Raw genomic sequence first — 20536 nt, 5'->3', positions numbered from 1 at the left:
GCCGACGCCGACGGTGCGTCGGCGTGGGTGCCCGTGTCGCCGGCGATACCGGCAGCGGGGACTCCCCGCACCGTATCCGGTGACCGCCCGCGGCACCGGGGAGCACCGGCCGTCACTCCGCGTCGCCGGACCGTGTCGAGCAGCATCTATTGGCGCGACGGGTCCGGACGGTGTGGTTGACGACCGAACCCCACCGTACCGGGCGGTGCTGCGGGGCGGAATCCCGGTGTCAATCGGTCCGAAACGCCGACGGCCCGCCCGGGGTGACCGGGCGGGCCGTCGAACTGGAGGAGGAGAGAAAAGCGTGGGGCGTCAGCTCATGTGACGCTGGGCGATGGTGAGAAGCTCGTCACGGACCGCAGGCGAGTTGGCGGAACGCAGCGCGTGCTCGATGGCGCGGGCACGGCGGTTGGCGTCGCGGCGGTTGCGGATTCGCTCGATCATGCTCATCTGGGTCTCTTCTCCTGGCTATTCGGTTGTCATCCCCTGATGTGTCTATTGAAGCGCAAGATGGGCGGGGAATCCATCGATTAGTAGGTGAGCTGAGACACTTGCCTAAGGATCGTAGGTCAACGAGGCTTTTGGCCTGGGTTTTCATCTCCCAACGGCGACGGCCGGTGTGCCGGGCGTTCACCCGTGGCACACCGGCCGTCGCTGGTGTCGACTAACTGTCAGGTCCAGGCGAGCAGCGCCGCCTCCGGATCGGCCAGGAAGTCCCCGATGTCGCGAAGGAACTTCGACCCGAGCTCACCGTCGATGATCCGGTGGTCGAAGGACAGGCCCAGCGTGGTCACCTGACGCGGACGGACCTTGCCCTTGTGTACCCAGGGCATCTCACGGACCGCGCCGAAGGCCAGGATCGCCGACTCGCCCGGGGGCAGGATCGGCGTGCCGGTGTCCACCCCGAACACCCCGACGTTGGTGATCGTCAGGGTGCCGCCGGACATGGCGGCGGGCGAGGTCCGGCCGGACTTGGCCGTCTGCACGAGGTCGGTCATCGCGTCCGCCAACTCGCGTAGCGACAGCCGGCCGGCATCCTTGATGTTCGGCACGATCAGCCCGCGTTCGGTGGCCGCCGCGATGCCCAGGTTGACATAGTCCTTGACGACGATCTCGTCGCCCGCCCACGTCGAGTTGACCATCGGGTGCCGCCGTACCGCGAGCAGCACCGCCTTGGCCACCAGCAGCAGCGGCGAGACCCGGACATCGCGCCACTCCCGCCGGCCGCGCAGCCGTTCCAGGGCCTTTGTCGCCCGAGTGACGTCGACGGTCATGAACTCCGTCACGTGCGGGGCCGTGAACGCCGAGCGGGACATGTTCTCGGCGGTGAGCTTGCGTACCCCCTTGACGGGGATGCGCTGCTCGCGGTCGGCGCCGAAGCTCGCCGCCGCCGTGGTCGGTGCCGCCGCCGTCAGCGGCTCGGTCGCCGTCGCGGTGTCGTTCGCCGCCTGCCGTACGTCCTCCCGGGTGACCGAGCCCAGTGGACCTGAGCCGGTCAGCGCGGCCAGGTCGACGCCGAGGTCCCGGGCGAGCTTGCGTACCGGCGGCTTGGCCAGCACCGGCCCGCCTGCGCGCGTACCCCCGTGGCCGTTGCCGTTCGTCGGCGCGGCGACCACCGGGGCGGCCGGAACCGGTGCCGGGGCGGCCGGAGCGCGGGTCGCCGGGGCGGCGGTGGCCTGGGCCGGTACGTCGGCCTTGCGCGGCCGGCGCTTGGCCGCCGTGGTGCGCGGGCCGTAGCCGACCAGGACGGCGGTACGGCCGCCCGGGGCGGGGCCGCCGATCAGGCCCGGCTCGACCGCGCCCTCGCTCGGGGCCACCTCGACCGCCGCCAGCGATGCCGCCGACGGGGTGGGCAGGTCCGCCGACGGGGTGCCCGTGGTCGACTCCTCGATCGGGCCGGCGCCCGGGTCGGTGTCGATCGCGATGATCGGCGTGCCGACCTCGATCGTGCTGCCCGCCGGGTGGAAGATCGACCGCACCTGGCCGGCCCACTTCGCCGGGATCTCGACGGCAGCCTTGGCCGTCTCCACCTCGACGATCGGCTGGTTCAGCTCGATCATGTCGCCCACCTTGACCAGCCAGGCGAGGATCTCGCCCTCGGCCAGGCCCTCGCCCAGGTCGGGCAGGTTGAACTCCTTGATCCGCGACATGCCGCTCACCACCCGAAGGCCCGGTCGACGGCGTCGAGCACCCGATCGAGGTCAGGCAGGTACTCCTCCTCCACCCGGGAGGCCGGGTAGGGGGTGTCGAAGCCGGTCACCCGCAGCACCGGGGACTCCAGGGAGTAGAAGCACTCCTCGGTGATCCGGGCGGCGATCTCTGAGCCCAGGCCCAGGTTGCCCGGGGCCTCGTGCACCACCACGCAACGGCCGGTGCGCCGCACCGACTCGTACGCGGCGGTCAGGTCCAGCGGGGAGAGCGTGCGCAGGTCGACGACCTCCAGTTCGCGGCCGTCCTCGGCGGCGGCGGTCGCCGCCTCCACGCAGGTGCGCACCATCGGGCCGTACGCCAGCACGGTCACGTCCGTGCCGGGCCGCGTCACCCGGGCCGAGTGCAGCGGGTACGCCGCCGACAGCGGGACGTCCAGCTCGACCGGGCCCTTCTCCCAGTAGCGCCGCTTGGGCTCCAGGAAGACGATCGGGTCGTCCGAGGCGATCGCCTGCTGGATCATCCAGTAGCCGTCCTGCGGATTTGCGCAGGTGACGACCTTCAGGCCGGCGGTGTGCGCGAAGTACGCCTCCGGCGACTCCGAGTGGTGCTCGACCGCGCCGATGCCCCCGCCGTACGGGATGCGGATGACCATCGGGATCCGGAGCTTGCCCTGCGAGCGGTAGTGCATCTTCGCCACCTGCGACACGATCTGGTCGTACGCGGGGTAGACGAAGCCGTCGAACTGGATCTCGCAGACCGGGCGGAAGCCGCGGATGGCCAGGCCGACCGCGGTGCCGATGATGCCGGACTCGGCCAACGGGGTGTCGATCACCCGCTGGTCGCCGAAGTCCTTCTGGAGCCCGTCGGTGACCCGGAAGACGCCGCCGAGCTTGCCGACGTCCTCGCCCATGATGATGACCTTCGGGTCGTCCTCCAGGGCCCTGCGCAGGCCGGTGTTGAGCGCCTTTCCGAGGGTGAGCGTCTCCGTGGCCATCAGTGGGCGCTCCCTTCGAACGACTCCATGTAGCGGCTGAACCGCGCCCGCTGCTCGTCGAGCTCAGGGGACCCGTGGGGGTAGACGTGGTCGAACATCGTCACCGGTTCGGGGTCGGGCAGGGCGAGCACCCGCTCGCGCAGGTGCACCGACTCGGCGCGGGCCTGTTCGTCGATGGCGGCGAAGAAGTCCCCGTCGGCGATCTTCTGCTTTTCCAGGAACGCCTTCATCCGGGCGATCGGGTCCTTGGCCTGCCAGGCCTCGACCTCGCTGGCGATCCGGTACCGGGTCGGGTCGTCGGAGGTGGTGTGCGCCCCCATCCGGTAGGTGTACGCCTCGATCAGGCGGGGGCCCTGGCCGTGTCGCGCGTTGTCCAGCGCGTGCCGGGTCACCGCGTACGAGGCGAGCACGTCGTTGCCGTCGACCCGGACGCCGGGGAAGCCGAAGCCGCCGGCCCGTTGGTAGAGCGGCACCCGGGTCTGCCGCTCCAGGGGCTCGGAGATGGCGTACTGGTTGTTCTGGCAGAAGAACACCAGCGGGGCGTTGAAGACGCTGGCCCAGACGAACGCCTCGTTGACGTCGCCCTGGCTGGTTGCGCCGTCGCCGAAGTAGGCGATCACCGCCTCGCCGTCCTCGGTCCCGGTCTTGCCGTCCATGTGGACGCCCATGGCATACCCGGTCGCGTGCAGGGTCTGTGCCCCGATCACGATCGTGTACATGTTGAACTTGAACTCGTTCGGGTCCCAGCCACCCTGGTTGACGCCCCGGAACAGGCCGAGCGGCATGATCGGGTCGATGCCCCGGCAGTAGAGGACGCCGTGCTCCCGGTAGGTCGGGAAGGCCATGTCCTGGCTGCGCAGCGCCCGGCCGGAGCCGACCTGCGCGGCCTCCTGGCCCAGCAGGCTCGCCCACAGGCCCAGTTCGCCCTGCCGCTGCAACGCGGTGGCCTCGGCGTCGAGCTTGCGGACCAGTACGAGGTCGCGGTAGAGCCCGCGGTACTCCTCGTCGGTGAAGTCGACGCGGTACTCCGTTCCGTCCGGGCCGAACGCCGTCTCGATGCGCTCGCCCTCGGGCGTCAGCAACTGTACGAGTTCCGGGTTGCCGGCAGCCGCTGACGCGGACCGCTTGGAACGGGGTGCGGCCCGCCGGCCGCGGGTGGTGACCCCGGGGTCGCCCTTTGCCATACGTCTTCTCCCTGTCATGTCTGCGTCGGCACCGGGGGTGACCCGTCCGCGCAAATCGTGCGCCGGCCCGGCCGGTGCCGGGCTGGTCCTGGCGGCCGCGCCTAGCCCCGGTGGGGGTTGCCGCGCGGCGTGAGCCGGATCCGTGGGACGAACCCGGTTCGGGAGCGCCGACGCCCAACCGGGCCTGCCGCGGGGTGCGCGGAGGCCGCGGCTGCGTTGCCGTCGTGGTCCATATTCGCAGAGGAGGTGAGGGGCCCCACAGTACGCCCGCCCAGGTTTCCGGCCGCTGTCGGCTTCGCGGCTCATCAGGCGATTTGTCGTAGGCGGATTCGCGTCCCTGTGGCGGCGGCGGACAAATTGTGTGTCGACACGCTGTGGTGCCTGGTCAACTGACCGTCACTGGTCCAAGCTGATGACGCCGAGGCGCGCCTTTCGTGGGTTTATGTCCGCTTGTTGCTGCCCCGCCGCCCGTGACCATGCCCGACGACGAGGAGTGTGCGTGTCCCAGCCAGGTGAGGGTCCGGCCGCTCCGCTGCTCGGTCGGCACCGCGCGGCGGGCGGCTACCGCCGGGTCGTCGGTGCGCACCGTGCCCCGGGCTTCGCCGCTCACGGCCGGGGGTACCTCTTCACGGTCGCCCTGCTCGCCGGCACCGCCTCGATGCCGATCCTCGCCGCCGTCAGCGCGGGCTCGGCCACGGTGGGCAGCACGGCGCTGCCGGACAGCGGCACCCCGTTCATTCCCACCCCGTCCGTCGGCCCGGTGGTCGTCCCGCTGCCGGGGACCGGCCGGCCCGCGGTGATCCCGTCGTCCGCCCGGCCGGGCATGGTCGTAGCACCGTCGACCGGCCCGCCCGGCCCGGGCGTAGCGCCGCAGGCCCCGGCCCCGCCGGCCGGCCCCGATCGGCCCGGCCCGGACGCGATACGCCACCCGCCGCCCCCGGCGCCGATCCCCCCGCCGGCCCCCCGGCCGCCCACGCCGATCCCCCCGCCGGCCCCTCGCCCGCCCACGCCGCACCCCTCGCCGAGCCCGACTCCGGCGCCGCACCCGACGCCGGTGCCGTCACCGACCGACCCGCCGATGCCGGATCCGACGCCCACGGTGACGCTCTCCGGCTCGACGCAGGCCCCTTCCCCACCGGGCGACACCGGTCCCTCGACCAGTTCGGAGCCGACGAGTTCGGAGCCGACCAGTTCGGAGCCGATCGCGAGCAGCCTCGGCGCGACCGTTGACCTGGCCGCCCGGCCGCGTGGCCTGCTGCGCGGCCGTGGAGCGTGAACCGGATCGGCGGGCAGGCGCGCGGCAGCGACCGGAGCGGGGCCAGGCTGGCGCGACCGGGGACGGGTCGCTGAGCGGCCCGGGCCTCCCGGCCGAGTCGACCGAGCCGGCCGGGCCGACCGAGCCGGCCGGGCCGACCGAGCCGGCCGGGCCGACCGAGCCGGCCGGGCCGGCCGAGCCGGGCCTGCGGACCGCCCGGCTGGTCACCGAGCTGACCGCGCCAGCCGTCCTGGTGACCCTGCTGACCGTGGTGGTCGCCTGGCACGGAGCCCGGGGCGGGGCCCACGGGCTGGCCTGGGGGCTGCTCGCCACCGTCTTCGCCAGCGGCATCCCGTTCGCGTACATCCTCGGCGGGGTGCGGCGCGGACGGCTCACCGACCGCCACGTCGGCGTACGCGAGCAGCGCCGGCTGCCGCTGCTGTTCGGGCTGGCCTCGGTGGCGGTCGGGTGGACCCTGCTCGCGGCGTTCGGCGCGCCCCGCCCGCTGCTTGCCCTGGTGGCCTCCGGCGTGGTGGGGCTGGTCGTGGCGGTGGCGGTGAGCCACTGGTGGAAGATGTCGATCCATACGGCGGTGGCCGCCGGGGCGGTGGCCGTCCTGGTGCTCACCTTCGGCGCCCCGCTGCTGGCCGCCGCTCCGCTGCCCGTGCTGGCGGGCTGGTCAAGGGTGCGGCTGCGCGCCCACACGCTCCCGCAGGTGGTGGTCGGCGGCGCCGTCGGCGGGCTGGTCGCCGGGGCCGTCTACGCCACGCTCGGCTGAGCCGCCCGCCCCGGGCCGCTCCTGACCCCGCAGTCCCCGCAGGACGTCAGGCAGGGCCGGCCACCCCGTCGGGGGCGGGCGTTCAACGGCCGACACGCGACGCCGTACCCGCTCAGGCCCCGTCGTCGGCGAGCCGGTGCCGGTTCGCCTCGATCCAGGCGTCCAGGGCGACCGGGTCGTCCGGGTCCACCCCGTCGGCCATGAGCTGGGCCACGGCCGCGGTGGCCGGGCTGCGCCGCTCCCCTGTCGAGTAGAGCCGGGCGAACTCCGGGATCATCTCCTCGATCGCGGTGTCGGTCCGGGTCGCCGCCGCCTCCGGCAGCCCCTTGCGCCTGGCCGCGTACGCCGCCCAGCCGCGCAGCACCCGGGGGAGCATCGCGGCGTCGTCCATGTCGAGCACGGCCCGCCGGTGCACCCAGTCGAGCAGGAACAGCTCGGCCACCGTGGGGCTCCACCGCAGCGGGTCCGCGTCCGGGAAGCTCGCGGCGTGGTCGAGCAGCAGGCTGAGACAGAAGTGCAGCGAGGCGAGCCCCGCGTCGTCGGACGGGTCCAGGTCGAACCGGACCGCCTCGGGCGAGGCGAGAAACGCCCGGACCAGGGCCGTCCGCTCGTCGCCGGAGAGCGGCTCGGCGCCCCGGGCGGCACGCGCCGGCGGGGGCAGCAGCGCGAGCCGCGCGCCGGCCAGCGCGCGGTCGGTGGCGAGTGATCCCTCGGCGGGCAGCTCGCCCAGCTCGTCGGTGACCGTCAGGTGCCGGCAGACCTCGCCGTGCAGCCTGGCCGGGTCCTCCTCCCGGAACCAGGTCAACTCGTCGCCGTCGACCATCTCCCGAACCTGGTCGACGATCCGGCCGGCAGGGCCACCGACGAAGATGTCCTTGGCGATGCCGATGTTGTGGTCGACCAGGGCCACCAGCGCGTGCTCCGGGCCGCCGGCCTCGTCGTCATAGGCGAAGGTGGCCAGGTAGGAGGTCTGGTCGCCGTACACATCGCCGTAGCACCAGGTGCCGGTGAGGCGCACCCGGCCGAGCTGCTCGGACCAGGCGGGGGCCTGGGTGCCGGGGTGGACCTTCGCCGCGCCCTCCGCGTCCGGCACCAGGGCTGCGAAGACGGTGCGAATGGTCTTTGCCGCGGCCGTGCGGCGGCGGGTGGTGGCGGCGAGGAAGCCGGAGACGAACTCCCGGACGGCCCCCTCCCGGTCGCTCTCCGCGACCGCGTAGACGCTGCCCAGCAGCGCCGCGCCGAGCATCTCGGCATCGAGGGCGGTGTCGAGCCTGGTCACGTCGCGTGCGGCGTGCAGCACCGCGTCGTAGGGGGTCTTAGGCGTGGCCATGCGTCGACCCTACGCCCGCAGGGGAGCCCCGGACAGTGAAGGCTGACCGGGGTTCAGCTGCGCTCGGCGTCCCGCAACGCCTGCCTCGCCTGCCCGTACCGGTCGAGCACCGCCCGGACCGGCGTCACCACGTACTCCCGGCCGACCGCATCGACGGCGGCGGTGAGTCGCTTCTCGGCCCGGCGGCGGGCCCGGCGGGCCGACCACCGCACCACCGGGCGGGTCAGCGCGGCCAGCAGCAGCCCGGCGAGCAGGCCGCCGAGCAGCAACACGGTGGGCAGCGGGGCCTCGCCGACCCGGGGATACTCCAGCGCCGGCAGCCCGAGGGCCCGTAACGCGTAGCCGAGGGCGAGCCAGCCGAGGCCGGCGACGGCCGCGACCGTGACCAGCCACTGCACCGCGCCGACGAACCGCCACCAGACCGGCCTGCGGTCCATCCCCAGGTCGGTGCCGGCCACCGCGCGGTCCAGCGCGTCCGGCAGGTCGCCCAGCCGGGACCGGGCGGCGGTGGTCACCGCGGTCGCCCAGGGGGCCGGCAGGCCCGCGCCGGACCGGTCGGCCACCGCCCGCACGGCCAGCCCCAGCGCCGAGCGCTGGGCGGCGGTCGGATCGGGTACGGAGGTCGCTGCGACCAGGCTCTCCGCCGGGGCGTCCGTGTCCGCGCCGGCGCCCGGCCCGGGCAGGTGCAGCCGGCGCAGCGGGTCGGGGCGCAGCCGCCGCCAGCCCCGCACCAGCGGCCAGCCGGTGCTGGCCACGGCCCGGTGCCGGTACGCCCCCTCGACCGCCGCCGCCACCGCCGGCACGCCGGCCGTTCCGGCCAGCGCCCGGCTCAGCGAGCCGACGGTCCCCTCGTCCGGACCGGCGGCCGGTGCCTCGGCGGCGACCAGCTCGTCCAGCCCGGCGACGACCGCGTCGACGTCCCCGGCGAGGCGCCGCAGTGCGGCCTGCCGCCCGGCGACCGTGCGTTCCAGCGTCCCGCGCAGCTCGACGATCCTGGCCGGGTCGATGGCGGTGGTGGCCAGTAGCGGCACCCCGCCCAGCCCGTCGGCGTCGAGCAGCCGGCGCAGGTCGTCCAGCACCCGGGGCAGCTCGGCCGGGGGCAACCGGTCGGCCTGGTTGAGCACCACCAGCGTCACGTCGCGGTGCCGGTGGAACTCGCGCAGGTAGCTGGTGTGGATCACCCGGTCGGCGTACTTCTGCGGGTCGACGACCCAGACCACCAGGTCGACCAGGCCGAGCAGCCGGTCGACCTCCAGCCGGTGCGACCGCTGCACCGAGTCGAAGTCCGGCAGGTCGAGCAGCACCAGCCCGTGCAGGGCGGACTCGTCGTCGGCGTCGAGCGCGCTCTCCCGGACGAACCGGTGGCGGGGCAGCACGCCGATCCAGTCGAGCAGCCGGTTCGCCCCGTCCAGCGGGCCCCAGACGCAGGCGTGCGCCACGCCGGTGGTGGGGCGGCGCACCCCGACCGGGGAGAGACCCAGCCGGGCGAGCGCGTTGAACAGGCTCGACTTGCCGCTGCCGGTGGCCCCGGCGAGGGCGACGACGGTGTGGTCCCGGGAGAGCGCAAGCCGGGTGCCGGCCCGCTCGACCAGGGTGTGCGCGGGCACGAGCTGGGCGTCCGGGAGCTGGCCGTCCACCGCGTCGAGGAACCGGCGGACCGCGTCCAGGCGGGCGATCAGCGCATCGGGGTCGACCCGCTGGTCACCCCGGAGCGCCGCGCGTACCCGGTCGGCGATGTTGGTCATCGGGCCTCGGCCTCCGGGGTCGGTGCGGCGGGCAGGCCCGGCGCGTCGGCCGTCGCCAGGCCGCTGCGACGCCGGGCGTCCTCCACCCGGTCGCCGGCGGCGCGCAGCGGGTCGCCGACGTCCGCCGCCGGGCGGGCCGCCGCGGTGCGGGACAGGAACCGGTCGGCCTCGGCGTCGAGCAGCTCCCGGACCCGCGCCAACAGGTCGCCCCGGGCCCGATTGGCCAGCGTACGGACGGCCTGGTCGCCGAAGATCGCCTGGAGCACGGCCTGCGCGGCGACGGTGGTGCCGGCCCCGGTGGCCACCTCCAGCCCGGTCGGGATGAACGCGGTCGAGGCGAAAACGGCGATCATCACGGCCAGCCCGGTGGCGTTGACCGCGTACGAGGCGGTGCGGGCCACGAACCGCTTGTCGCCGCCCTCGGCCCGGACCAGCTCCAGTACCCCGCGCTGCCAGTCGCGGACCAGGCGCTCGGCGCGGGCGGGGAAGTCCTCGGCCGGGTGCGCCAGCGGCGGGTCGAGCAGCGCCGCCCCGGCGGGGTGCGCCCGCCACCCGGTGTACGCGTTCTCGGCCGCCTCGGCGGCCACCCCGCGCAGCAGCGTGACGAGCTGGGACTCGATGGCGTTGCGCAGCTCCGCGGCGGGCGCGGGCCGGCCGGTCACCGCGGACACCAGGCGGTCCCGCAGCCGGCCGATCCGGGCCTCCAGGGTACGGAAGAACTCGCCGGTGCCGACGAACTCCTGCCAGCGGGCGAGCACCTCGCCGCGGAGCAGCCGGCCGTCCTTCAGCCCCTGCTCCACGGTGCGCTCGGCCCCCCGGTACGCGGCCCGCACCCGCTCGTCGAGGGCGTCGGCGGCGGCTACCTGCTCGTCGGCGGCGTCGGCCAGCCCCGCCACTGCGGGGTGCAGGGCGGCCAGCGCCCCGTCCAGGGTCTGCCGGACGACGGCGGACCGTGCCCCGGCGTCGCCGGCCAGCCGGGCGAACCAGGTGCTCAGCGGGGCGGTGACCTGGTCGGGCAGCAGGCCCTGGCCGTCCACCCACGTCTCGGGCAGGACGAACAGCGGTGCCGCGCCGAGGCCCTGGTCGGCGAGCATCTCGGCCAAATGGGCGGCCACCTCGTCGGTTGCCTCCACCGGCACCCGGTCGAGCACCATCGCGATCACCACGCCCCGGGCCCGCGCGGTGTGCAGCAGCTCCCAGGGGACCGCGTCGGCGTACCGGGCGGCGGTGGTGACGAAGAGCCAGAGGTCGGCGGCGGCGAGGAGTTGCCCGGCCAGCGCCCGGTTGGCGTCGACCACCGAGTCGATGTCGGGGGCGTCGAGGAAGGCCAGCCCGGCGGGGAGCGCCGGGGCGGTGACCAGGTGCAGGGTCCCTGGGTCCTCGCTCGGCTCGTTGGTGCGGGTGAGGCCCGGCAGCAGCTCGCCCTGGCGGAACCAGCCGGAGTCGGCCGGGTTGCACACCAGCACCGGGGAGCGGGTGGTCGGCCGGAGCACCCCGGCGGCGCTGACCCGGGCCTGGACCAGGCTGTTGACCAGGGTCGACTTGCCGGCCCCGGTGGAGCCGCCGACGACCACGAGCAGCGGCGCGTCGAGCCGGGCCATCCGGGGCAGGAGATAGTCGTCGAGTTGCGCGGTGAGGCTCGCGCCGATCTGGCGGGCGGACTCGGCCGAGGGCAGGGCGAGCGGGAACCGGGCCGCGCCGATCGCGGCCCGCAGGCCGGTGAGCGCGGCGGGCAGGCCGTCTCCGGTGGGGCCGGACGGGTCCTTGCCGGCGTCCTCGGTGCCGGTACGGGCGGCGACGGCGGGCGAACCGGAGCGGGCGGCGGGGTCCCCGTGCGTCGTCACCGCTAAAGCGTGCCCGACCGGGGCAAGGGAAGACAACCGGGCTCCCCGTAAGGTGAGGTTGCGTCGGGTCGGCTCAACCCGATTTGACGATCGCCGTGGGCGTGGCACTATTGAGTCAAGTTCACTCAACTTGTGGCGAGTACGCGGCGGGTTGATCCCGTCACCTGCCCCAACGTAAGAAGCGAGGAAGCGAAGATGGCACGTGCGGTCGGTATCGACCTCGGCACGACGAACTCCTGCGTCAGCGTTCTCGAGGGCGGTGAGCCAGCCGTCATCGCCAACGCTGAGGGCTCGCGGACGACCCCGTCGATCGTCGCGTTCGCCCGCAACGGCGAGGTGCTCGTCGGTGAGGTCGCCAAGCGCCAGGCGGTGACGAACCCGGACCGGACCATCCGGTCGGTCAAGCGGGAGGTCGGCACCAACTGGACCGTCGACATCGACGGCAAGAAGTACACCCCGCAGGAGATCTCGGCCCGGACGCTGATGAAGCTCAAGCGGGACGCCGAGGCGTACCTGGGCGAGCAGATCAGCGACGCGGTGATCACCGTCCCGGCCTACTTCAACGACAGCCAGCGCCAGGCCACCAAGGAGGCCGGCGAGATCGCCGGCTTCAACGTGCTGCGGATCGTCAACGAGCCGACCGCCGCCGCCCTGGCGTACGGGCTGGACAAGGGCTCCAAGGAGCAGACCGTCCTGGTCTTCGACCTCGGCGGCGGCACCTTCGACGTCTCGCTGCTGGAGCTGGCCGAGGGCGTCGTCGAGGTCAAGTCCACCAGCGGCGACAACCAGCTCGGTGGCGACGACTGGGACCAGCGGATCATCGACCACCTGGTGAAGACCTTCCGGGGCGAGCACGGCATCGACCTGGCCCAGGACAAGATGGCTCTCCAGCGGCTCCGCGAGGCGGCCGAGAAGGCCAAGATCGAGCTGTCGGCGGCCACCACCAGCAACATCAACCTGCCGTACATCACCGCCGGCGCGGCGGGCCCGCTGCACCTGGACGTGACGCTCAGCCGGGCCGAGTTCCAGCGGATGACGCAGGACCTGCTGGACCGCTGCAAGGGCCCGTTCGAGCAGGCCGTGAAGGACGCCGGCATCAAGGTCGCCGACGTCGAGCACGTGATCCTCGTCGGCGGCTCGACCCGGATGCCGGCCGTGACCGACCTGGTCAAGCAGCTCACCGGCCGCGACCCGAACAAGGGCGTCAACCCGGACGAGGTCGTCGCCGTCGGCGCGGCCCTCCAGGCCGGCGTGCTCAAGGGCGAGGTCAAGGACGTCCTGCTGCTCGATGTGACCCCGCTGAGCCTGGGCATCGAGACCAAGGGCGGCATCTTCACCAAGCTCATCGAGCGCAACACCACCATCCCGAGCAAGCGCTCCGAGGTCTTCACCACGGCCGACGACAACCAGCCGTCGGTGCTGATCCAGGTGTTCCAGGGTGAGCGGGAGATCGCCGCCTACAACAAGAAGCTCGGCACCTTCGAGCTGACCGGCCTCCCGCCCGCGCCGCGCGGCGTGCCGCAGGTCGAGGTCACGTTCGACATCGACGCCAACGGCATCGTGAACGTGCACGCGAAGGACCTGGGCACCGGCAAGGAACAGAAGATGATGATCACCGGCGGCTCCTCGCTGCCGAAGGACGACATCGAGCGGATGCGCCGGGACGCCGAGGAGCACGCCGACGACGACAAGCGTCGTCGTGAGGAGGCGGAGACCCGCAACCTCGCCGAGGCGCTTCAGTGGCAGACCGAGAAGTTCCTCGCCGAGAGCGGTGACAAGCTGCCGGCCGAGAACCGGGAGCAGCTCACCGAGGCCCTCGGCGAGCTACGCGGCGCGCTCGGCGGCCAGGACATCGAGAAGATCAAGGCGGCCCACGAGCGGCTCGCGCAGGTCTCCCAGCAGGCCGGCTCCCTGCTGTACGCGGCTCAGCAGGCCGATCAGGCCGAGCCGGGCCAGCAGCCGGGTGCGGCGGGCGCGGGCACCGGGGCGACCGGCGGCGCGCAGGCCGGCGGCGCCGACGACGTGGTCGACGCGGAGATCGTGGACGAGGACAAGAAGTGACGATCCGTCTCGGACACGTACTCACGGCAGAGGGATGAGGTAACCGCATGACGGAGAAGCCACGAGCCGCCGACCCGGGCTCCACCGGGTCGGCGCCGGGTGGCTCCGCGACCGCCGGGCAGTCCGCCGGCGAGCAGCCGCAGGTCGTCATCCGTGACAACCGCAAGATCAAGACATCGGAGGAGCCCGCCGCCACCGATGCCGGGACGGACGTCCCGGCGGAGGGGCTGGTCGCCGACGCCGAGGTCGTGGTCGACGAGATCGAGGTCGAGGCCGCCTCCGTGGACGGGCCGCCCGTGGTCGACGCCCCGGCGCAGCCGGTGGAGGGCGGCACCCCGGGCGCCGGCGCGGAGCTGGAGGGGCTGCGGGCCGAGCTCGACGAGCGGATTCGGGACCTCCAGCGGGTGACGGCGGAGTACGCCAACTACCGCAAGCGGGTGGACCGGGACCGGAGCCTGGTCCAGGAGCAGGCGACCGGCTCGGTGCTCGCCGCGCTGCTGCCGATCCTGGACGACCTGGACCGGGCCCGCGAGCACGGTGATCTGGTGGGCCCGTTCGGTTCGGTGGCCGAGCAGCTCACCACCGCGCTGGGCAGGTTCGGCCTGAACGCGTTCGGCGAGCAGGGCGACCCGTTCGACCCGACCCGACACGAGGCGGTTGCCCACCAGACCTCCGCCGACGTGACCGAACCGACCTGCGTACAGGTCATGCGCCGGGGCTATCAGCTCGGCGAACGGCTGCTGCGGCCGGCCATGGTCGCGGTCGCCGACCCGGAGTAGTGCCGACCCGCGTCGTCCCGCCCGCCCGCACCGGGCGGGCGGGACGTCCGGGATACGTCCCGCGGAAGGGGGTGGACCGGTGAGTTCCAAGGACTGGATCGAGAAGGACTACTACGCCACGCTGGGCGTGCAGAAGTCTGCCTCCCCGGACGAGATCAAGAAGTCGTACCGGAAGTTGGCCCGGGAGTCGCACCCGGACCACAACCCCGGCGACCCGCAGGCCGAGGAGCGGTTCAAGGCCGCCTCCGAGGCGTACGCGGTGCTCGGCGACGAGGCCAAGCGCCGCGAGTACGACGAGATGCGCTCGCTGTTCGGCTCGGGCGCCTTCCGGCGTAACGCCCGGGGAGCGGGCGGGCCCGGCGGGCAGCCGTTCGACGTCTCGGACATGTTCGGCGGCGCGGCCGGCGGCGGTGACCGTCGCTTCGGCGGGGCCGGCTTCCAGGACCTGTTCAGTTCGATCTTCTCGGGCGGCGGGGCAGCCGGTGGCCCGTCCCGTCCTCGTGGCCCCGCCAAGGGCCGGGACATCGAGACCGAGGTGGCGCTCGACTTCGACGACGCGGTCCGCGGGGTGACGCTCCCGCTGACCCTTCGTGCGCCCGGGATCTGCGACACCTGCCACGGCAGCGGGGCGAAGCCCGGCACCCAGCCGGTGACCTGCCAGGTCTGCCACGGTGCCGGGGTGACCACCCGGAACCAGGGGTCGTTCAGCCTGTCCGAGCCGTGCCGCAACTGCCAGGGCGTGGGCACGGTCGTCGAGGAGAAGTGCCCGGAGTGCCACGGCACCGGCGGGGTCACCAAGACCCGCACGCTGAACGTCCGCTTCCCCGCCGGGGTGGCCGACGGGCAGCGGATCCGGCTGGCCGGGCGCGGCGAGCCGGGCGAGCGTGGTGGCCCGGCCGGCGACCTGTTCGTGCACGTGAAGGTCCGGCCGGACGAGCTGTTCGGGCGTACCGGGGACGACCTGACGCTGACCGTGCAGATCACCTTCCCGGAGGCCGTGTTCGGCACGGACCTGCGGGTGCCCACGCTCGACGGCACGGTGACCCTGCGGGTGCCGCCGGGCACGCCGGGCGGCCGGGTGCTGCGGGCCCGGGGCAAGGGCGTGGTACGCAGGGACGGCCAGGCCGGCGACCTGCTGGTCACGCTCGACGTGGTGGTACCGGCACGGGTGTCCGACGAGGCACGGGCGGCGCTGGAGGCGTTCGCCGAGCAGTCCCCGCCGGCCGCCCGGGAACATCTCGACGCCCGGGTGCGTCGGTTCAGTTGAGCCTGCTGGAGTGCGTACGGAGGTGAGCGGGGATGGTGGGACAGTTCACCGGCTCGGATGACCCTGCCTACGAGGCCAAGGTCCTGATGATCTCGGTGGCGGCGCGGATGGCGGGGATGCATCCGCAGACGCTGCGCCAGTACGACCGGCTCGGCCTGGTGCAGGCCGGCCGGGCGGCCGGCGGCGGTCGCCGCTACAGCGTCCGGGACGTGGTGCTGCTGCGCGAGGTGCAGCGGCTCAGCCAGGACGAGGGGGTCAACCTGGCCGGGGTCAAGCGGATCATCGGCCTGGAGCGCCTGGTGGAGCAGGCGCAGCAGCGGATCGCCCGGCTGGAGGCGGAGCTCGACGCCGCGTACCGCCGGGTGGCCGAGCTGGAGTCGCTGGCCCGGTTTCCCGGTCGGGATCTGGTGCCCACCACCCGGACGTCCACCGCACTGGTGGTCTGGCGCCCGCGCCGCGACCGCTGACCGTCCGCCACCCAGCTCCACAGCTCCGGACCGCTCCATCGGCCCGGTCCGCTTCCCGGGTATCCGGGCGCGGGCCGGGCCGTTTCCGTTAACCTGTGAATCAGGGCCTATCCGCTCAATCTGGGCCAGAAGCACCGCTGGAACCACCGCACCGGCGAGGGGGGACCATGTCGGAACCGGCCAAGAAGGTGGCGCAGCAGGCGGAGGCGCGGCTCGACCGGATTGCGAAGTCCGCCCGGGAGCAGTTCAGCAAGATCACCGAGGGCCGGTTCACCGACCGGATCAAGGAAGGTCGGTTCGCCGACCAGCTCGACCACGGCGTCGACCAGGGGCGGGCCGACGCGCGGCGCGACCAGCAACGCGAAGGGCACGGTGGATCGGCCGCCTGACGGCCGGTGCGCCGACGTGCGGGCCGGGTTCCACGGGGGAACCCGGCCCGTTCGCGTGCCCCGGATGCGTGCCGGTCAGCCGATGCGGCGGTTCTCCCGGACCAGACCGCCCTCGCACCAGTCCCGGTAGGCGAAGAGGTCCGGGCGGGCCAGCAGCACCCGGCTGTTGTGCGCCCAGTTGTGCATCAGCTCGTCGCCGGCCCGTTCTGCCTGCTCGACCAGCTTGCGGAAGCGCCGCTTGGGATGGGCACGGAAGTTCGTCCGGATGCCGTCGGCGGCGTAGATGTAGAGGCAGTGCAGCGCGAACCGGCGGGCCGGGCAGGCCGGATTCATCGCCAGCTCGAAGAGCGTCTGCACGAGGTGGTCCCCGGCGACCAGCAGGTCCCAGTCCGGGGGCATCGAGGTCAGCGGCACCGAGTCCGGTTGGTAGGCCCACGCCCGCAGTTCCGCGGGAGAGGGGTCGACGGGGTTCGTGAAGCCGCGGAACGTCGACTCCTGCACGCTCACCGGCCGACCTTCCGCTTGCGTACGCGAGGGGACCGGCCCGCCGCGGACTGGCTGCTGGGGCGAACGGTAGCCGGGGTCGCCGACCAGCGGAAGGGCTCCGCGCACGAATTCGACAACCGATGGAACGGGCCGGGTAGGCCGTACGGCCTACCCGGCCCGCATCCGGGCCGGGGTCGCGGATCAGTCGGCGCTGACCAGCGGCTCAGTGCGCTGGCGGAGGGCCCGTTGCCGCAGCCACACCTTGAACCAGGCGAAGTCCGGCAGCCGGGCCAGCATCGGCCCGGTCACCACGGTGATCAGCACGTACGCCGTGGCCAGCGCGGCCAGCTTCGGTTCGACGCTGCCGGCGGCGACGGCGAGCCCTGCGATGACGATGGAGAACTCACCGCGTGGCACCAGGGCCAGCCCGGCCCGCCACCGTCCGGGCTCCTTGATCCCCACCCGCCGGGCGGCCAGGTACCCGGTCAGGGTCTTGGTGCCCATGGTCACCACGGCCAGCGCGAGCGCCGGCAGCAGCACCGGCGGAATGTCCCGCGGGTCGGTGACCAGCCCGAAGAAGACGAAGAAGACGGCGGCGAAGAGGTCCCGCAGCGGGGAGAGCATCTCGGTCGCGTGGTGGGCCACCGGCCCGGACAGCGCGATGCCGACGAGGAACGCGCCGACCGCCGCCGACACCTGAAGCTTGGCCGCGATCCCGGCGACCAGCAGGGTCAGCCCGAGCACGCCGAGCAGCAGCGCCTCCGGGTCCTTCGCCGACAGGGCCGTGGAGATCAGGTGGCCGTACCGGATCGCCACCACGAGCACCAGCACCACGGTGCCGACCGCGACGCCGAGCGCGATGCCACCGCCGAGCAGGCCGCTGCCGGCCAGCACCGCGGTGAGCAGCGGCAGGTAGAGCGCCATCGCCAGGTCCTCGATGACCAGCACCGAGAGGATCACCGGCGTCTCCCGGTTACCGAGCCGGCCCAGGTCGGCCAGCACCTTGGCGATCACCCCGGACGAGGAGACCCAGGTGATGCCGCCGAGCACGATGGCGGCCACCCAGTCCCAGCCGAGCATGAAGGCGAACGCCGCGCCGGGCAGCGCGTTGAACACGCCGTCGATCAGCCCGGCGGGTGCCGCCGAGCGCAGGTTGCCGACCAGTTCGCCGGCCGAGTACTCCAGGCCGAGCATGACCAGCAGCAGGATCACGCCGATCTCCGCGCCGACGGCGAAGAACTCCTCGCTGGCGTTCAGCGGCAGCACACCGCCGTGCCCGAAGAGGAGCCCGGCGAGCAGGTAGAGGGGAATGGGTGAGAGGCCGATCCGCCGGCCGAGCCGCCCCAGCAGCCCAAGCAGGAAGAGCAGCGCACCGACCTCGATGAGCAGCGTTGTGGTCTCGTGCATCCGCGCCTCAGCCGTCCGGATCGTTGTCGGCGAGGATGGCTGTCACGCCGTCGAGCCCCTTACGGGTGCCGACCACGACCACCACGTCACCGGCCGCGAAGCGGAAGGTCGGGTCCGGCGAGACGATCACCTCGCCGTGGCGCAGCACCGCAACGATGGAGGCGCTGGTCCGGGTGCGCGCCTTGGTGTCGCCGAGCCGCCTGTTGACGTACTTCGAGCCGGCCGGGATGGCGACCTGCTCGGTGAGCAGCCCGGCGGCCTGCTCGCGGAGTCCGGAGAGTTGACCGAGCATCAGCGACGCGCCGAGAATGTCTGCCAATGCCTCCGCCTCGTCGTCCGTCAGGGGTATGTCGGCCTGACAGGAGTCGGGATCGTCCGGGTCATACAGGACAAGGTCACGGCGGCCATTGCGGTGGGAAACCACGCCGAGCCGGCGGCCGGATTCCGTCACCAGATCGTGACGCATTCCGATTCCAGGGAGGGCAGTCTGTTCGACACGTACTCGCACGCGGGCAAGGCTACCGGCTGAGGGGATGGTCGATGAATGGTCGGCTCCTCCGACGGGCGGTCGCTGCGCTGCTCTTACCGCTGGTGACGGGCTGTTCGATCGGTCCGGTCCGTCGCCCACCCCCGGACCGGACGGCCCTTCCGCCCGGTCCGGCGACCACCGCGCCGGCGTCGTCCCCCACGGCCTCCGACGTCGAGGTGCGCGAGGTCCGGGTCGCCGTCGACCAGCGGTACGACCTGCCGTACGTCGAGTTCGTCACCGCCGAGCGCGGGTACGCCCAGTTCAGCGGCTGCGGCCCTCCGGCGGACCGGAGTTGCCCGGCGCTGCTCTACTCCACCACCGATGGCGGGCGCACCTGGCGACGGCTCCGGCATCCGTACCCGCTCTCCGTGAACCCGCAGCTCTACGCCGTTCCGGGTGTGCTGGCGATCTTCGCCGACCCCCACGGCTGGTACACCTCCACCGACGGCGGCGTCACCTTCGCGCATACCGGCGGGGACCGGGCCCCCGTCGTGTGGCAGGCCGCCCAGGGCCGGTTCCAGCTCGACGAGGCCACCGGCCGGGCGGTTCGCTGGCAGGGGCGGCGGATGGTGCCCCTGCCCGCCCAGCCGCCGGTGCCCGGCCTGCACGGTCTCGTCGAGACCCGTGGCCTGCTGGTGGCGGCCGGCGTCGACGGTGGGAGGCCGTACGCCGCGGTTTCCCCCGACGGCGGGCGGAGCTGGCAGCGGACGGCGGTGCCGGCCCCCGACGGCGAGGTCGGGGTGCTGCGCCCGGTGGCCGGGCCGGACGGCGAGGCGCGGCTGATCGGCTGGCCACCGGACCGGACGAGGTTTCCCACCTTCTGGCGATACCTGGGCCGGTGGTTGCCCGTGCCCGCCGAGGGGCATCCGGCGCGGGCGCTCTCGGTGGTGCCCCTGACCACCGGCCGGTTCGCCGTCAGCGGCCCGGACGGCGTGGGCGTGGTCGCCGACGGCCGGTACGACCGGCTCGACTGGCCGGTCGGCCCCGAGCACCACCTGACCCTGCTGGACGACGGAACGGTGCTGGGCCGCGCCTCCGACGAGGTACTGCTGGCCTCGGGGCCGGTCGGCAGCCGCCACTGGGTGCGGGTGGTGCTGGAACCCGCCTGAACGGCCGGTTCGTGCGGATGGCGGCTGCCCGCACCGGCTGTGCCGCGCCGGTGAGAGCCCTATTTCACCGCCTGTGGAGCTGCCCCGTCTGCGCTACCAACCACTGCGGACCCGTGGTTCGGGTCAGCCGGATGTAGGGCGAGGGGTGACATAGGTGCCCTTGCCCTGGTGCCCTTCGATAAGCCCTTCGGCTTGGAGAATCAGCAGGGCGGAGCGCACCGGCTCGGCAGAAACTCGATAGTGGGCGACCAGCTCGCGCAGCGAGGGCAGCTTGTCGCCGGGGTTGTACTCACCTGAGGTGATCTTGTCTCGGATGTCCTGGGCGATGCGCTGACGGTCGGAAATTCGGGGCATGGCGGCAACTCCTGGTAGGCCCCAAGATCCTCCCATGGCACTGCCCGGTCAGCCAAGACTTTGCGTGCTAAGCATGGCGACCCTTGCCCTGCAATGCTTTGCATTGCATGTTGCCGAAGCGGACGTTCTTCAGCGGAAAGCCTGGTAGGCAGCCGGCCCCGGCGTTGACGTCCGCCCCGCTGGCATAGCCGGACCTCACCCTGGTCCGGGTCGTGTCAGCCCTGTGGGTGGTCCGGCTCAAGTGCTGGCTCGCCCCTGGGTGGTCCTGCTCTCCTGCGGCTTGGCGGCTGTTGATAGCAGGGCCGGGCGGGGGGGGGGGCCCGTGGGGCCCCCCCCCCCCCCCCCCCCCCCCCCCCCCGAGGGGGGGGGGGGGGGGGCCGGGGTGGTTTAGCTGCTGGGATGACAGC

The 20536-nt window shown here is 73.3% G+C and carries 19 protein-coding genes; 8 read left to right on the top strand and 11 right to left on the bottom strand.

The window, feature by feature from the left end; genetic code table 11:
* Positions 1 to 312: 312 nt before the first annotated feature.
* From ACFYZF_RS29580 to pdhA, 4 genes are all read right to left on the bottom strand, one after another.
* Positions 313 to 450 carry a hypothetical protein gene (locus ACFYZF_RS29580; protein WP_387026307.1) on the bottom strand — a complete coding sequence of 46 codons (138 nt, stop codon included), beginning with the start codon at positions 448 to 450 and terminating at the stop codon, positions 313 to 315.
* A 221-nt stretch (positions 451 to 671) separates the two neighbouring features.
* A complete protein-coding gene (locus ACFYZF_RS29575) occupies positions 672 to 2150 on the bottom strand; it encodes a dihydrolipoamide acetyltransferase family protein (RefSeq protein WP_387026305.1) in 1479 nt (492 codons plus the stop codon).
* Positions 2151 to 2155: 5 nt separating this feature from the next.
* Positions 2156 to 3145: an alpha-ketoacid dehydrogenase subunit beta gene (locus ACFYZF_RS29570; protein WP_387026303.1), complete on the bottom strand. Its 990-nt coding sequence runs from the start codon at positions 3143 to 3145 to the stop codon at positions 2156 to 2158.
* Positions 3145 to 4329: a pyruvate dehydrogenase (acetyl-transferring) E1 component subunit alpha gene (pdhA, locus tag ACFYZF_RS29565; RefSeq protein ID WP_387026301.1), complete on the bottom strand. Its 1185-nt coding sequence runs from the start codon at positions 4327 to 4329 to the stop codon at positions 3145 to 3147. Before pdhA ends, ACFYZF_RS29570 begins: the two co-directional genes overlap by 1 nt.
* A gap of 499 nt (positions 4330 to 4828) precedes the next feature.
* On the opposite strand from pdhA, the gene ACFYZF_RS29560 reads away from it, so the two are divergent.
* On the top strand, positions 4829 to 5605 hold the full coding sequence (locus ACFYZF_RS29560) for a hypothetical protein (protein ID WP_387026299.1): 777 nt from the start codon (positions 4829 to 4831) through the stop codon (positions 5603 to 5605).
* A complete protein-coding gene (locus tag ACFYZF_RS29555; protein ID WP_387026297.1) occupies positions 5595 to 6362 on the top strand; it encodes a phosphoesterase PA-phosphatase in 768 nt (255 codons plus the stop codon). The genes ACFYZF_RS29560 and ACFYZF_RS29555 overlap by 11 nt, the downstream gene beginning before the upstream one ends.
* A gap of 112 nt (positions 6363 to 6474) precedes the next feature.
* Here the strand turns inward: ACFYZF_RS29555 and ACFYZF_RS29550 are convergent, their stop codons facing one another.
* Genes ACFYZF_RS29550 through ACFYZF_RS29540 form a run of 3 tightly spaced genes read right to left on the bottom strand, consistent with a single transcriptional unit; the run spans position 6475 to position 11281 of the window.
* Positions 6475 to 7692 (bottom strand): hypothetical protein, encoded by a 1218-nt coding sequence (locus ACFYZF_RS29550; protein ID WP_387026295.1) that lies wholly within the window; start codon positions 7690 to 7692, stop codon positions 6475 to 6477.
* A 53-nt stretch (positions 7693 to 7745) separates the two neighbouring features.
* Positions 7746 to 9437: a GTPase gene (locus tag ACFYZF_RS29545; RefSeq protein ID WP_387026292.1), complete on the bottom strand. Its 1692-nt coding sequence runs from the start codon at positions 9435 to 9437 to the stop codon at positions 7746 to 7748.
* Positions 9434 to 11281, bottom strand: a complete 1848-nt coding sequence (locus ACFYZF_RS29540; RefSeq protein ID WP_387026290.1) for an ABC transporter — start codon at positions 11279 to 11281, stop codon at positions 9434 to 9436. Before ACFYZF_RS29540 ends, ACFYZF_RS29545 begins: the two co-directional genes overlap by 4 nt.
* Before the next feature lie 195 nt (positions 11282 to 11476).
* On the opposite strand from ACFYZF_RS29540, the gene dnaK reads away from it, so the two are divergent.
* The 5 genes from dnaK (at position 11477) to ACFYZF_RS29515 (ending at position 16244) form a co-directional block, all read left to right on the top strand.
* Positions 11477 to 13342 carry a molecular chaperone DnaK gene (gene dnaK, locus ACFYZF_RS29535; RefSeq protein ID WP_387026288.1) on the top strand — a complete coding sequence of 622 codons (1866 nt, stop codon included), beginning with the start codon at positions 11477 to 11479 and terminating at the stop codon, positions 13340 to 13342.
* A 47-nt stretch (positions 13343 to 13389) separates the two neighbouring features.
* On the top strand, positions 13390 to 14121 hold the full coding sequence (gene grpE / locus ACFYZF_RS29530) for a nucleotide exchange factor GrpE (protein ID WP_387026287.1): 732 nt from the start codon (positions 13390 to 13392) through the stop codon (positions 14119 to 14121).
* Positions 14122 to 14200: 79 nt separating this feature from the next.
* Positions 14201 to 15388, top strand: coding sequence for a molecular chaperone DnaJ (dnaJ, locus tag ACFYZF_RS29525; RefSeq protein ID WP_387026285.1), 1188 nt, complete (start codon positions 14201 to 14203; stop codon positions 15386 to 15388).
* A 32-nt stretch (positions 15389 to 15420) separates the two neighbouring features.
* The gene (locus tag ACFYZF_RS29520) at positions 15421 to 15855 is read left to right on the top strand and encodes a heat shock protein transcriptional repressor HspR (protein WP_387026283.1); all 435 of its coding nucleotides are present in this window, start codon (positions 15421 to 15423) and stop codon (positions 15853 to 15855) included.
* 167 nt (positions 15856 to 16022) lie between these two features.
* Positions 16023 to 16244, top strand: a complete 222-nt coding sequence (locus ACFYZF_RS29515) for a hypothetical protein (RefSeq protein WP_387026281.1) — start codon at positions 16023 to 16025, stop codon at positions 16242 to 16244.
* Between the two features lie 75 nt (positions 16245 to 16319).
* Here ACFYZF_RS29515 and ACFYZF_RS29510 read toward each other — a convergent pair whose 3' ends face one another.
* From ACFYZF_RS29510 to ACFYZF_RS29500, 3 genes are all read right to left on the bottom strand, one after another.
* Entirely contained in the window at positions 16320 to 16751 is a 432-nt protein-coding gene (locus ACFYZF_RS29510) for a hypothetical protein (protein ID WP_387026280.1), read from the bottom strand.
* Positions 16752 to 16931: 180 nt separating this feature from the next.
* Positions 16932 to 18137 (bottom strand): cation:proton antiporter, encoded by a 1206-nt coding sequence (locus ACFYZF_RS29505; RefSeq protein ID WP_387026278.1) that lies wholly within the window; start codon positions 18135 to 18137, stop codon positions 16932 to 16934.
* Positions 18138 to 18144: 7 nt separating this feature from the next.
* Positions 18145 to 18645: a cation:proton antiporter regulatory subunit gene (locus ACFYZF_RS29500; RefSeq protein ID WP_350880452.1), complete on the bottom strand. Its 501-nt coding sequence runs from the start codon at positions 18643 to 18645 to the stop codon at positions 18145 to 18147.
* 197 nt (positions 18646 to 18842) lie between these two features.
* Between ACFYZF_RS29500 and ACFYZF_RS29495 the strand changes: the two genes are divergently transcribed.
* Positions 18843 to 19775 carry a hypothetical protein gene (locus ACFYZF_RS29495; RefSeq protein ID WP_387026275.1) on the top strand — a complete coding sequence of 311 codons (933 nt, stop codon included), beginning with the start codon at positions 18843 to 18845 and terminating at the stop codon, positions 19773 to 19775.
* A 123-nt stretch (positions 19776 to 19898) separates the two neighbouring features.
* On the opposite strand, the gene ACFYZF_RS29490 is transcribed toward ACFYZF_RS29495, so the two are convergent.
* A complete protein-coding gene (locus ACFYZF_RS29490; RefSeq protein ID WP_387026273.1) occupies positions 19899 to 20129 on the bottom strand; it encodes a winged helix-turn-helix domain-containing protein in 231 nt (76 codons plus the stop codon).
* Positions 20130 to 20536: the final 407 nt, after the last annotated feature.

Origin of the sequence: Micromonospora sp. NPDC001898 (genome assembly GCF_042891255.1) — a bacterium.
In the GTDB taxonomy this organism is placed as follows: Bacteria; Actinomycetota; Actinomycetes; order Mycobacteriales; family Micromonosporaceae; genus Micromonospora.
This window is presented reverse-complemented; position numbering and strand designations above follow the sequence as displayed.

What these genes read in the sequence shown, in the direction of transcription:
- ACFYZF_RS29505 (WP_387026278.1), bottom strand. Translation starts at nt 18,137, where the DNA reads ATGCACGAGACCACAACGCTGCTCATCGAGGTCGGTGCGCTGCTCTTC.
- pdhA (WP_387026301.1), bottom strand. Translation starts at nt 4,329, where the DNA reads ATGGCAAAGGGCGACCCCGGGGTCACCACCCGCGGCCGGCGGGCCGCA.
- ACFYZF_RS29520 (WP_387026283.1), top strand. Translation starts at nt 15,421, where the DNA reads ATGGTGGGACAGTTCACCGGCTCGGATGACCCTGCCTACGAGGCCAAG.
- ACFYZF_RS29490 (WP_387026273.1), bottom strand. Translation starts at nt 20,129, where the DNA reads ATGCCCCGAATTTCCGACCGTCAGCGCATCGCCCAGGACATCCGAGAC.
- grpE (WP_387026287.1), top strand. Translation starts at nt 13,390, where the DNA reads ATGACGGAGAAGCCACGAGCCGCCGACCCGGGCTCCACCGGGTCGGCG.
- ACFYZF_RS29570 (WP_387026303.1), bottom strand. Translation starts at nt 3,145, where the DNA reads ATGGCCACGGAGACGCTCACCCTCGGAAAGGCGCTCAACACCGGCCTG.
- ACFYZF_RS29550 (WP_387026295.1), bottom strand. Translation starts at nt 7,692, where the DNA reads ATGGCCACGCCTAAGACCCCCTACGACGCGGTGCTGCACGCCGCACGC.
- dnaK (WP_387026288.1), top strand. Translation starts at nt 11,477, where the DNA reads ATGGCACGTGCGGTCGGTATCGACCTCGGCACGACGAACTCCTGCGTC.
- ACFYZF_RS29580 (WP_387026307.1), bottom strand. Translation starts at nt 450, where the DNA reads ATGAGCATGATCGAGCGAATCCGCAACCGCCGCGACGCCAACCGCCGT.
- ACFYZF_RS29515 (WP_387026281.1), top strand. Translation starts at nt 16,023, where the DNA reads ATGTCGGAACCGGCCAAGAAGGTGGCGCAGCAGGCGGAGGCGCGGCTC.
- ACFYZF_RS29575 (WP_387026305.1), bottom strand. Translation starts at nt 2,150, where the DNA reads ATGTCGCGGATCAAGGAGTTCAACCTGCCCGACCTGGGCGAGGGCCTG.
- ACFYZF_RS29545 (WP_387026292.1), bottom strand. Translation starts at nt 9,437, where the DNA reads ATGACCAACATCGCCGACCGGGTACGCGCGGCGCTCCGGGGTGACCAG.